This window comes from Bradyrhizobium sp. 138, assembly GCF_023074075.1.
Taxonomy (GTDB): Bacteria; Pseudomonadota; Alphaproteobacteria; order Rhizobiales; family Xanthobacteraceae; genus Bradyrhizobium.
This window is the reverse complement of sequence record NZ_JADPKT010000015.1, coordinates 40,323-53,420: the sequence shown is the minus strand read 5'-3', so window position 1 is coordinate 53,420 and position 13,098 is coordinate 40,323. Positions and strand designations below refer to the sequence as shown.

8 protein-coding genes are annotated in these 13,098 nt (G+C 57.3%); 2 read left to right on the top strand and 6 right to left on the bottom strand.

What is annotated here, in order from left to right:
• Positions 1 to 199: 199 nt before the first annotated feature.
• On the top strand, positions 200 to 640 hold the full coding sequence (locus IVA79_RS08710) for an autoinducer binding domain-containing protein (RefSeq protein WP_247551888.1): 441 nt from the start codon (positions 200 to 202) through the stop codon (positions 638 to 640).
• Complete coding sequence (locus IVA79_RS08705) at positions 627 to 926, top strand: helix-turn-helix domain-containing protein (RefSeq protein ID WP_346658161.1); 300 nt, start codon at positions 627 to 629, stop codon at positions 924 to 926. The genes IVA79_RS08710 and IVA79_RS08705 overlap by 14 nt, the downstream gene beginning before the upstream one ends.
• 453 nt (positions 927 to 1,379) lie before the next feature.
• On the opposite strand, the gene IVA79_RS08700 is transcribed toward IVA79_RS08705, so the two are convergent.
• From IVA79_RS08700 to IVA79_RS08675, 6 genes are all read right to left on the bottom strand, one after another.
• Positions 1,380 to 2,117: an outer membrane beta-barrel protein gene (locus IVA79_RS08700; protein ID WP_247551886.1), complete on the bottom strand. Its 738-nt coding sequence runs from the start codon at positions 2,115 to 2,117 to the stop codon at positions 1,380 to 1,382.
• Positions 2,118 to 3,709: 1,592 nt separating this feature from the next.
• Positions 3,710 to 4,051, bottom strand: a complete 342-nt coding sequence (locus IVA79_RS08695) for a hypothetical protein (RefSeq protein ID WP_247551884.1) — start codon at positions 4,049 to 4,051, stop codon at positions 3,710 to 3,712.
• A gap of 1,281 nt (positions 4,052 to 5,332) precedes the next feature.
• Positions 5,333 to 6,361 (bottom strand): LLM class flavin-dependent oxidoreductase, encoded by a 1,029-nt coding sequence (locus IVA79_RS08690; protein ID WP_247551882.1) that lies wholly within the window; start codon positions 6,359 to 6,361, stop codon positions 5,333 to 5,335.
• Positions 6,362 to 6,575: 214 nt separating this feature from the next.
• On the bottom strand, positions 6,576 to 7,652 hold the full coding sequence (hisC, locus tag IVA79_RS08685; RefSeq protein ID WP_247551942.1) for a histidinol-phosphate transaminase: 1,077 nt from the start codon (positions 7,650 to 7,652) through the stop codon (positions 6,576 to 6,578).
• A gap of 1,327 nt (positions 7,653 to 8,979) precedes the next feature.
• Entirely contained in the window at positions 8,980 to 9,699 is a 720-nt protein-coding gene (locus tag IVA79_RS08680) for a MerR family transcriptional regulator (protein WP_247333180.1), read from the bottom strand.
• A gap of 2,329 nt (positions 9,700 to 12,028) precedes the next feature.
• Positions 12,029 to 12,973 (bottom strand): LysR family transcriptional regulator, encoded by a 945-nt coding sequence (locus IVA79_RS08675; protein WP_247302375.1) that lies wholly within the window; start codon positions 12,971 to 12,973, stop codon positions 12,029 to 12,031.
• Positions 12,974 to 13,098: the final 125 nt, after the last annotated feature.

Genomic DNA, 13,098 nt, shown 5'->3' with positions numbered 1-13,098 from the left:
GGTCCGCCTCCTCCCGAAGAAGCGCATGCACAATGTTCTTTATCGAGCAACTATCCGATCTCAGCCAAATCGATTGACGAGAAGTATGATTGTCGCGTTCGGTCGAGCACTTCGCAGAGAGGAGGCTGAAGTGGCGCAGGGCCCCTGCCCAAATCGATCCACCAGCACCGGTTGCCTAAGTCGGTGGCGGAGGCACCAAATGGACCTATTTTGCTTCATCGAATGCGCAAAACAGAGTCGATCTCCCGAGGTGTTGTTCAATCTGCTTGTGAGCTGTTCGAGCGAACAGGGCTTCAGTCAAGTCGCTTATGGGGCGCTGACGGACGCGGAGCCGACCCGCCGGCCAGAGTATCTGCCAGCCGCCGTGACAGTAAACTTTCCTTCGGCGTGGAGCGAGCGCTATGCTGAACGCCGATACAATGCCATCGATCCCGTGGTTCGGCGTACGACGATGCAGTCGGCTCCGTTTCTATGGGATCAACTCGCTCACAAATTTCAATTGCAACCCGGCGAAATGCGTGTCTTGAACGAGGCCAAAGAGGCCGGTCTGAAGCACGGCGTAACCGTACCACTGTTCGGACCATTTGGACAACTATCTGTCGCATCCTTTGCATCCAGGTTCGACGATGTCGAACCCTGAGTATCGGCTCAGTCGTCTCAACGCATTGGCTTGGCAGTTTCATCATGCATTTGCAGAAATCGCGCCGTCATCGGAGGGCAGATGCCATATGCAAGTAGCCCTATCCGAACGAGAAAAGGATTGCCTCCGCTGGGTGGAAGAGGGGAAATCATCCTGGGAAATCGGAGTCATCCTGAGAGTCAGCGAGAATACCGTGAACTTTCACCTGAAGAACGCGATGCGAAAGCTAGAGACGAACAGCCGTACCCATTGCGTTGCCAAGGCGATTCGCCTCGGTTTAATCTGACGTTTGGCGCCGCTGCCCCGTATCGACCTATGCCGGAGTCACGAGCGAGCGATCTGACCAGCGTGACAATATGACAATAGCAGCGAGGACGTTCAGCCCAAGGTGCAGAAGATGTTGTTGCCGCGAATAGCTGACAAGCCTGTCACTCGATCATCTTCGGGAGCCTCGATGCGCATCCCGCCGAGGGTTGGTCGTGTCTTCATGGGTGAGAGGTTCGCACGATTGGCTAAATCCGACGTGGACTGGCATGACGGGAGACTATTCGCCGCATCGATGACGCGCGTGCGACAGTGATCTTCGCAAGCTGATTGGTTGTGGATGCTGCCACTCGTCCAATATGGGAGCAGTTTTTTGGGCTTGAATTGCGACAACATAGTCGCCTGGGACCCGCCCTCGCAAAAAACAAGCCCCGGCCATGGGCCGGGGCTTTCGATCCGCCGTTCGTACTGCGGATCAATATTTCAGAAGAAACGGGCCGCCGAACTTATAGTTGAGCCGTGCAGTCAGAAGATCGAGATCCTGGCGGATGCGATCGGTTCCGCCTGCGGGCGTGGGGAAGTGCACCGCTCCGGGCTGCATGAATAGGTGGTCGTACTCGAGGCTGACCGACCAGTTCGGCGCGAAACCGTACTCGATCCCAGCTCCCAATGCACCACCCCAAAAAATGTGGTCGCTCTTCCCAAGCTGCGCGCCCGTGAGGGTCGGGCTAATCTGATAGGTATTGCTTGTCACTGCGGCACCAGCTTTGGCGTAAAATAATACGTTGTCCACGGCATAGCCGATCTGCCCCGTTACCACGCCGAACGCATCAATCGTGGTCTTGTTGATATCCGCAAACGCGACGCTGTCATTCGAGCCAGTCAAATCAGCCCAGTTCCCCTGGCCTTCAACACCAAGCACGATCTGGCCCATCTGCCTTCGATAGCCGATCTGGCCACCCACAGTAGCGCCGGTCGCATCATGGCAGCCCTCAGGCGTGCCGCCATTGAAGTCCCAGCAATTCGAGCTTGCGCCCAAGCCGCCGTTCATGCCGACGTAGTAGCCGCTCCAGTCGTAGATCGTAGCCGCAACAGGCTGCGGAGCTTTGGTATAGAGAGGCTGGACGGGCTGCGCAGCCAGATCCGCGCCGAATGTGGGCGCCACCGCGCCAAGCGCCACAATGCTTACAGTCGCAAGCAACAAGTTCTTCATTTCTACTCTCATGTCTTGAGTGCCCCGAGCCTCGCGCGTCTTAACAACATCCGCGCGAATAGCTGTAGCTGCATCGCAACATTTGGGCCGAAAGGAATGCGTGAACCGAACCCTGCGTCAGGTTGCGGCGTTGCGGATCATCTTCAACTGCCCCGCTATGCTCCTTCGTGTGCGAACGTAGATTGCGTAGGCGTGGGCGAAAAGCGGGTTGCTGATCTCAGCGGATGAAGCGCACCGCTAGCCACACGACGCCCAGCCACACCGCAACCGAAAAGAGCAAAGCGCTTTGCAACGCCCTTGCTCTGATCCTGTGACGCCATCGAAGGAGCTGCGATGAGCAACCGGTGAAGCGCCGACCCCGTACAACAGCTGTCACTTCACCGTAATCTGCAAACCGGAAGTGAGAGCGATGCTTGCGAATATACGCCAGCCGCTCAGTGGGCGAGAGGCACTGTGCCCACACCTTCCCTGCCTCATCATCAAAACACGCGCTATTCTCAAGGACCTCGGCTAGGCGCTCGTCAGGTTTCATGATGTATCCGCTGTACTGACTATCGCGGATCGAGTTCTAGGATGGAAGCCTCACCTTCGAAACCTCTCAGTTTAGGTAGGCGAGTTCAGGGGAATCGAACTCGGCAGGTAGCATTTGTCACGGTCAATGCGGTGCTGATCCTGCGCGAGATGAAAGTCGAAGTCCGTGCGATAACTCTGGATCTCTCTTCTCGCCCAGTGCAGATAGCCACGGGCATCGAAGCGGCGTAGATGCCGCGGGAGAGTGAAAGGTGCTCCTTGTCGATGCTGTTGAAATCGTGCTCGCCGTCGCATTCAGTTCAAGCGCCAACTCGCGTGCCAGACATGTCTTCTCCGCGGTGTGCACCAGCGCTGATTGGAATTCGTACCGGCAATGGCTTCCGCGCATGCTCAGATCACACAAATGTACCTTGCAAGGTCCAGGGCCGGTTGCGAATGCACCGCCGCCGACCCGATCATCCGTGAACGGCCGACTCGCAGTCTTCACCGATAGCTGGCGGTTAGCTATGTGGATTTGGAGATTATTGGTAAAATCTATTGTTTTGATGCGAGGTATCCGTGCTGTGGATGGGCCAAGAGGGATCCATCAACACTGATTGCGTGAGCCGATCCTCTTGAGTCAATTGATCAGGCACATGCCGAAGAATGGCTCAGCATGCGACCGTCCATTCGGTGAAGGTCCTAGCCAGGCATCGAAGCCATCTCGGGAACGCGAATCATGATGCTTGAGCTGGATCAACTCAAGCGCTGCTTCCCACGAGCAGAGTCGAGCCTACGCCGCTGCCTAATGACCACACCTGGCCGGTCCTTTCGATGATCAAGTTACAGAGCTGAGGTGGACGCGCATATGGCTTGAAGCAGCGGACCATTAAAGATTGCCAGAGAAGCCTGGTTCGGGATGCTCGAGAAAAACAGCCTGCAGCATTTCGGCTGCTGCGCATCCAAGCTTGCTCCATTCCCATCAGCTTCATAGCTGCTCAGGAGCTCAATCGAAGCCGCTCGGCTAACCAACGCTGCAGAGCAAAGTGTCCGAGCAAACGCTCGCTGGAGCGGGGCATGGATCAATGCATCTTGGGATGTGCGCTGCAGATACCGACTTCCTTAAAAGGTCCTGAGGGCGGCTCGGTTCTGGTCATGAACATTTTCATTGCAAAGTCGAGCGACCTGTATGCTCGATCGCGCACCGCCGGAGGCAAACCAGGAGTTGCGTCAATCGCAGCGCGCGCGTCGCTCATAATCTTATCTTTTGCGGAAAGAAGCTTTGCATCTAATATTACATGAAGCGTCTCTCGAACTTCAGGTGAGATCGAGCTGTCGCCATCGATCAATTCTCGAAGTTTCCAAAACATGCGCTCGACTGCTACCATCGACCCGAGGACTGACATCAGTCTTGGTGACATCATTGGCTATCTCCTTCTAGATTCTGGCGACCGTCCCAGCGAAATCAGACCTGTCCCCTTTGACACCGGCGCGCTAGACGACCCTGAACAGGCGAATGACTGGGATACATGTCCGCTGCTACGCCGCAGCGGGCGTGAGACGGACGTTCAAGATATGCTCAGGGGAACTCACAAACTGTGCGATTTGCGAGCAAGGGCATTTATCTTTCCTGTGCTCCAGGCCGTGACGCCGGTAGTGTGCGGTGGCTCACGTGCAAAACTGACATGGAGGGTGTGCGCCGCTGATTTGCCACAACCATGCAGCGGCATCGGGGTTGGACTTCTGCCGCGCATCCGTGCTCTTCCGCTTTCTCACTCGGATCGCTCTGTTGACGAGGCCGAATTGAATGAGTGATCCCGGTTACGCAAGGTGGTCATCCGATATCCCGGTGCTCGGGGCGCCCACCCCGGTTTGTGATTGCGTGGGTGCATCGAGATCGAGCCTGCCGATCTGGCGATGGTGTGTTGGTCGTGCGCCACGTCGACCTCGATCGATCTCTCAAGTCTCCACCGGCTGTCCGGTCGAGCTCAGAAAAGCTAGCAACTTAAACGCGCAGATCATTTCCATGTGCTGGATTCCCGATCTCGGATTGGTTCATTTCGTCTGTCTTACTGTCCTCGCCACTGCACGGCTATGCTGTGCAAGCCGTGCATTTCACCCACCAGCGGCCACCGCGCTTCTCCGCGCGCAACTTGCCGCGGCGGATCCGAGAGAGCACGCCTTCGGGGCTTATGTGGTTCATCGCTGCGAATCGCTGAACAGTGAGGTAGTCCTCATGCAGAGGTGGAGGGGTGCTAATTCCGTGCGCAGCCAGCAGAATGCGCAGCGAAGCCAACTCCGCCAGCACGATCTCGAGCTTACGCGCGATCTCCTCCGTCTGGTCGGAGCGCTGCCAGGACCGCGTCACGACAGGCCAGCCCGGGCGATAAGCCAAACCTTGGATTCGTGTGGAATGCAATTGACGAACTGGCGCGCCAAAGCGGGATGAGCGTGAGCCAACTCACCTGTCCAAGCAAACCACTGCTCGGGCAATGTCAACGCACGCAAACTGGGAGGCAGGGCATTTATTGCCGTTGAGCCTAGTGTTTGGTGATGTAGTCGAAAGGGTCTCATGCGCGTAAGAGCCATTTGAACCCATAAGAACGGCCTGACAAATGCATCCGGCTGCAGTGCTCATGGGCCTCGGTGTTGCCATTTATTGCCTGGTCAAGGACGAAGTTATTGGAATCGATGTTGGGTCACCGTCAGTGCTCTGCCGCTATGAGCTCGGAGTGAATCGCAGTTGCTGTGCTGAGGCAGGCATCCAGTGACAGAGATCCAAAGGCGAGCTGGCAAAGGAGATAGTTGGCGCCTGCCTCTTCCACATGATCGAGAAGAGTTTGGCGCACCGAAGCGCGCGTTCCGACAACGCACAGTTCACTCTCAATTGCGGCATCCAAGGTTAGGGGCAGGTTGGATGGAGGCGGGATGTCATTGAGCTCGTACAGGAACTTAAAGCTCTTGAGCCATGTTTCGTAGGCTGGCGCGGCGAGGGAGCGGGCAGCTGCTTCAGAGCTGGCAATTACGACCATGCGGAGTAACGCGAGAAATGGTGCTGAACCGTTGGCGTGATGCTTGACGTTTTGATGAGCGCGATAGCGATCTGTTACCTTGCGAACGGCAGAAGAGGGCCCCATGCACGCCAGATTAGCGCCATTCGCCGCCGCCCAATGCGCGGACTCTGGCCGATTTGTAGCAATCCATGTCGGCGGACAAGGACGCTGGTGAGGTGAAAGCGTCAAAGGAACGTCGCTCAGCGCGAAATGTTGCCCTTCGTACGAGAGCGGGCCGCCATTCATCGCGTTAACGAAGATTTGGGAAGCTTCCTCGTAACGGCTTGAGGCAACATCGGCCCCAACCCCAAAATAACTCAGTTCGATTGGTAGGGAGCCGCGACCAAGACCGACCTCGACCCTGCCGCTGCTCAGGTGATCCAACATGCAGATCTCCTCGAATGCCCGCAACGGGTGGTAGAGGTTGAGCAGCATGACCAATGGACCAACGCGAAGTCGCCGTGTGCGTTGTATGACGCTTGACAGAAACAAGTTCGGCGACGGACTGCGTCCATGGGGGGTGCAATGATGCTCCGCCAGATGATAGGCATAGAAACCTAGCCGGTCGTAGGCCTCCGCCAGCGCGAGGCGGTCCGCGTATTGCCGGGCGATATCGGGGCCGTCCTCGTCAAGATGATCAAAGATGCCGCAGGTCAGGTTTGAGGGAAGAACGTTTCTCACTCAGTTATCTCCTATAGAGAGGACCGGACTCCGCCGGGTTTTGGGGTGCAAGAGGTGCTCGCTGGCACTGCGGTGCATATGCTGCGAAGCCGTTCTCAATAGCTCGCAATGCGCCGATCGGACAAAATTGACTCCGGCTGCGTCGCGAAGCTGCATCATGTGTTGGTCCGGATCGATGACGAACGGGCATCTGTGACCTGAGTGGAAGGGGTCACTAGCCACGGCATCCCACTTTCTTAAGAATGCTGCCGACAGCCGCAAGAAACGCATCCATCTGGCGCGTTGTACCGATGCTAACCCGAATGCACTCTTGCAGGCCGGCATCCGGAAAGAAGGCAACGAGGATGCTCTGGTCTTGCAATGCCGCCTGCCACCATCTGCCACCCTGGCGTACCGGCACACGGGCGAGAAGGAAGTTCGCGTGGGAAGGCGTTACGGAGAACCCAAATTCCGAGAGGGCGGCCGCTACGCGCTGACGTTCAAGCCTTACGTGGCGATGGTTCTCCTCGTAGGCGTCGCGATGCGCAAGGACGCTCATGCCTACGGCATGAGCGACCACATTCATGTTGAAAACATTCTGGATGTTGCGAAGCCGCCCAATCAGCTCGGGATGGCCGAAACCGAAGCCGACGCGAATGCCAGCGGCGGAATAACTCTTGGAAAACGTGCGCAGGACCAGAAGATTCGAATGGCGCTCAACGAGGCGTAGGCCGTCCTCAGGTGCGAAATCGACATAAGCTTCGTCCAATACGATCAATCGGTCAGATCGTATAACAAGGCGCTCGATCTCAGCGAGCGGAACAAAGCTTCCGGTCGGATTGTTCGGATTGGCCAGCAGAATGAACTTGGCATCTTTAGCCTGACCGAAAAGCAGCTCGTCCATCGGCAAGCAGTCGGGTTCAGACCAGGGAATTTCAATGAACCGGGCCCCTTGCAACATGGCAAGCTTGCGATTGAATGAGAAGCCGGGCGACATCATTGCGATGCCGTCGCCCGGGGCAAGAAAGGCTCTGTAAATGAGGCTGAGGAGTTCAGACGATCCATTGCCAGCCATCACGCGATCAGTGGCAACCCCATAAGCCGCTGCGGCCGCTTGCCTCAAGCTGACATTATCGTCTTCTGGATAGCGGTATTGCACCTCAAGAGCTGCAATTGCGCTTCGCATCACGATGGCTGGCAAAGGAAATGGGTTCTCATTCGTGTTCAGTTTCACGCAAGTATTATCCAGGGTGGGTCGCCCGGACGGCAGAGCATCCAATTCGCGGGCCACCGGCGAGAGCGAGGAAAGCATAGTTTGCAGTTTTGCATCCAATTTGGTGTTCTCCCTTTTGTCGGCGAGAGCAGTTGACGGCCTTCATCGAGCCTACGTGATGCGCGCGCTGTGTTCGGAGCCGGGAAGCGCAAGGCGTGCATGAATGTGAGGGGTGGGGTGCCATAGGCGGGCTCAGATCTAAGCGCCGCACCGGATCAGAGCCCGTCTCAAAGTCCGGCAGCGATCAGCACGGATCAGGCGGCGCGCGGCGTTATTCCAGCGAATACCTGTTTCACGAGGGGAGGCAACGCCACGTCCACTCGGCCGAACAGCGCTGCTAACGCTTGGCTTGAACTCGCGTAATCCGCAGACAGACTGCGCACGACTGACATCTTGCCACAAGCTACGTTCCTTCTAAAGAGGTCCTGGCAGCTCACTCCCGAGAGCGAGGTGCGCATCAGTTTCACTAGCTGGAAGAAGTCACCGATGTTCGTCGGCCTTACGAATGTGGAAATGATGCTCACTCTAGTGGCACCAGGCGAATGGGAACGTACTCTTCGGGCGGCCGTTCGGGCGTGCACGACAGCTTTGATAGCATTGCCGCGAGGGCGAGAAATGCTGCGACTGCGGCGACTGCGACGCACGTGAGCAGCGCGTAATCGCTATGTCGAGGATGGTTCATCATTCGAACGCTCCGTGCGGTGTTGGTGCGGGCGGTCAGGTCTGCGCGACCGCTTCGACGGTATTGTCGCGCCAGCGGTAAACGATGACCCCAGAAGCGGCATTGTCTCCCTTGAAGTCGAATCGAACCGTGGCAATGGCCGTGTCGATTGAGCCCGAAGTAGGGACCGCAGCGACCCGTGTGGCTTCGAAGGTGCCCGTCCGTTTGACCGCGCCTGCCCATGCTTGAACTGCGGCATCTAGAGCGTGCAACCGCGGCAGATAGGCTCGTACCCTAGAGCTTGGCGACAGCGGCTGCCCCTGCAGCATTCGTCGTCGAGTCCGGCATAAAGGTAAAGAGCGTGCCATTTGCGCAGTCGCCGGCGCTCTCACCGGGAATTTCCGAAAGTGATGCTGATCATTGGAGTCTCCGTCGGCCTAGCCGACGCTCTGTCGGTCGCCCCGCCGCTGCGTCGATACGTTTAGAAGGTACAATGTGACGCTACGTGCGAATCAAGTACTTCGAAGGGTGCTCGTCGAGGGCGATTGCCAAAATCCACAGAGCGAAGAACCCCAAAGAGTGCCGACAACGCAGATTCGCAGGCGAATTGCTACGGGCCAACGATCCTCAGTCAGACAAGGATCAGCATCACTTCATTGGCGTTTAGAGACATTGCAGTAACCGAGTCGCGGGCAACCGCGTGCGTCAACTCTTTCCCAGCTGGTCCTCCAGCGCGGCGAGAGCGAGATCCAGGTATCGCATGAGGCTCGCATCCCAGCCGGCGAGATTGTGTGGTTCGGTCAATCGCGTCAGCACCTTAAGTATCATCGAGACAGTCGAGTCAACTCCTGCGATCTCAGTCAGCAGCGAACGGGCCTGACGCGCGACCGCATTTGCCCGCTCACTGCATGGAGGCTCGCCCCGATCCATGCAGCTACGCAGCTCGTCCCGAATCTTCCGCCACCGATCTTCGCGGCTAGCGTTAGAGGCACACGTGCAGATGGCCGAGGGGGTACGCTCCTCAATTCGCGACATTGCATCTAACGTGGCCGGCAGCTCGTCGACACTGACTTCTGTCTCACCTTGCGTCGTCATATTGCGCAATCGATCCCGTAATAGTGTCGCCCGCGCGACTTGAACTTCAATTCGCTCCAGATGGTTGCGCAATAGGTCCGTGAGAGATGTCCGCCCCTCGATGGCTTTGCGGATCTCAGGAAGCGAGAAGCCGAGCTCACGTAGCGCGCGAATCTGAGAGACGCGTTGTAGGCTTTCACGATCGTACATGCGGTGACCGCCATCGGTACGTTCCGAGACCGTCAACAACCCGGTATGTTCGTAGTGATGCAGAGTGCGTACCGTTACGCCGGTCGCCTCTGCAAGTTCTCCAATGCGCCATCGGCGCCGTCGTGGTGTGGCGTTTGTCATGGTCCTCAATTTGCAAGCCTACAACCTGACGTCACGTGAGAATCAAGTTATTTCAATGATCTAGATGATGGTCTCTCGCTGCGAACCCCGGGAGGACTGAGCGCATGCTGTTGATCAAGCGGCCGAGACAAGTGCAAGCATCAAGTTCGCCAGCGACGCCAATTCGTCCCTCGCTGCGCGTTGCATCACAAGTCTGGCGATCGCCACGCGATTCTCGCTGGTTCGCATGCACGTTGGTAAAGACGCGATTGCTCGATCAAAAAGGTTTCCCAAGCTCGCGAGATCCTCCGGATCGTAGACTCCGCTCGGCTTATCCAAGAGTAAGCTCCTTTGATTGTCGCACCGGCGCCGCACGTGACGAAGCCGTTTGGCTGTGGTGCGGCAAAAAGGAGACGGAGCGGCGACGTGCGCGAAAGAATGTGACAGGACGTTCGTGTGGTGCCGTTGTGCAACACGGCGTTTGCTTCCCTTTTGTCCAACACTGCCCTAACCGAAACTGTGCAAGTTCTGCTGGATGCTACCGCAGCAGTGGGCATCTGCTGTCTGATCGCCACGCGAAAGCGAAAGCAGGTACATGCAGCCCCGCTTGCTCTTGAGCCACAGCTTGACGAAGGGCGGTCCAGGCACAGTACTGATCCGATCAGATGGTCCTCTTCCGGTCGAATCCTTGCTGTGATGTCTATGTCGAGCCGGGCGTTGATTGATCAATCATCGCAGATTAGTCGTACCACCACATCGTGGCGAGGCCGCCCGATCGGCGCCTAACAGCGTTTTCGACACGGCGCGGGCGCGAAGGCGTTGTTCGCGCATGGCAACATCGGGTTTTGGAATGCCACAAGATGATTGCTGCTCTTCAACGGCGCAAGTCTGCGACGCAAAGCATCGGTAGAATGAGAGAGGCGGGCCGCAAAACCATTCCCGGCATGGATCTCAACGTAAGCGCGCCTCGCGCGGCTGGCGAAACGTCTTGCGATTGAGGACCGAGCCTCGAAGGATCGCTCTGGTATCCGTTGGACGTGGAGGCGCTCAAAGCGGGTCAACAGGCCGCCGGCGCCGCGCGGCCGCGAAAACAACGACGTGCCATAACTCCTACAGCAATAACTCGCATATCCAGACGTGAGCCGGATCAGTGTTGCGAGCACAGTCCAGCTGTCGCGGGTAATGGCTTGCTCGTCCACACTTTCATCCTCGAACAGTATCGCTTTGGTGTGCGAGCGCTGGACATAGATGCTTTGGGTAAGATAGGCAAATCATGTTACCGCACCGAAGTAGCTCTTCGAGGTCAGCAGAGGGGCCGCAACTCGGGACTAACGGCGGCGGCATCCCGCGCGCCACGACACTTTCGACAATAACACGACTGTCGCGAGATCCGAAAGGATGACCCTGCACCCGCGATCCGATGTGGCTGGATTGACCATATCGCCCGAAACGATCAAAAGTTGTGGGTGGAGCAGGGCTTGGCGAATGGGAGCGGCGAGCCATTCCGTGCGCCGGACATTGGCATAGTTGCCGTCCTCTCATCATAAAGGCTCATCCCCCCAGCACGCGCAGCGGGACAATGCCGCGAGCTCACGGCGGGTGGATTCAGGTTGATCCTGCGATCAGCGAGTTTGCGGTTGCGCTCCGTCATGCCGGGTCGAGTACAACAAGAGTAAGACAAGCGCCGTTGAGATGACGTGTCCCAACCTCCATGCCAACCTTGCGCAGACCTCTCACCTGCAGGTTCCGCTCTCCCGAGTTACGCCAGCTCGCGTTGCGCTTTCCGGGCGACTGTGGACAGCGTTGGCGTTCGGCAGAACTAGTTGGTTCGACGCGAACGAGCCGGCATCGGCCCTGTGGGGCGGCCCGCCAAGAGGCGTCTAGCTACTGGCGTGCTTCGGCATTACTGCTGCGATCGCCGGGACATTAGACGGCAAGGAGAATGCCCACCGGCAGGCGAAGAGCGGTGCGGGTGCGCTGCCAGTGCCCACGTTTGCAGCCTCGATCGCAGGTCTTGGTCTACAACCTGATGCGGTGAACGATTCAAGGGATTTTAGTGCCGAGGCCCGACCTCGTTCACCTGACTGGCCGGATCATTTCGCGAGCTCTGAGCTCAGCTCATGTAGAACAGTGCGATGCAGCCCGTCGGATCAGCGGAAAGTCATTGCGGAGCGCCTCCGAATGAGCTGTATGACCCGCAAGATCGTCACGCCAGCGCGACTATCAATAGCGCCGCCGACCCGATCAAACTACGCTCAAGCGCGCCAATCCGAACACCAGCGAGGACCGGAGCTTCGAGCCTGGCGTAGATCTGGTTAACGAAGAGTAGGTCGCAAACGGCCGAACAATCCTAGAACGATCCGTGACATTGGTTGGTCTCGGACGGAGAGACCATCATGGATGCCTCTTGGAAGAACATGTTGCGCATCCAAATGCTTGCAGGATCAGTATTGTGAATGGCGGGCCATTGGACGGCCTCGGTGAATGTGAGAAGTCGCAGCGGAGGTTCGATGACCCGCAGGGGCATCGTGTTTGCGAAATGGCTGACCAATCTTGAGGGCATACTCGCTATACGATTGGTGCCCAATATCATAGGCGGAATCATACCAAAACCCTGCACAGCGACCTCGGTGCGTACCTTGAAACCATGCTCGAGCAAGAGCCATTCGTGGAAGGAGGGCCTCAGGGAGCGCCCGAACTGGGCTTCCACGTGTCCGATCGACATGTACTTCTCGAACGTAAGTCGCGGCGCCAGCTGCTTGTTCATCGGGCAGCCCACGCAAACGAAAGTGTCCTCGAACAGTGCCGCCTTGGGATGCGCACTTGACATGAACATCTCCGGATACATGAGGAAATCGACTTCACCGCGCCGGAGAAGTTCATCGGGTTCCTCTACGGGCGGCAGCAACTCGAAATTGATTGTCGGAGCTTCCCGCGCCACGCGGTCCACGATTCGTCGAAGAAACACGACAGTCATGAAGTCGGACAGGATGATTCTGAATCGCCGATTCGATTGAGACGGAGCGAAGCCGTCCGGAGAAATGATGGAGAGCTGAATGTGAGCGAGAGCCTCGCGAATCGGGACTGCGAGCGCTTGAGCCCGCGGCGTTGGGACAAGCTTCCGGCCCCTCATCGTGAATAGCTCATCGCGAAAGTAAGTGCGAAGCCGCGCGACGGCAGCACTCATGGCAGGTTGACTGAGGTTGATGCTTCTTGCCGCCGCAGTGAGATTGCCTTGCGTCACCAGGGCGTCGAACGCGACGAGGAGATTCAGATCGAGGCCCTTGAAACGCATAATCTTGAGTGATCCACGGTATGAATGTGTTCGATCGATACAATCGATTTTACCATTTGTACCGAATGAGGATAGCAAAGGATAGTTTAGCGAGATGTCAGATCTATCAGAATGGTTACAAATCT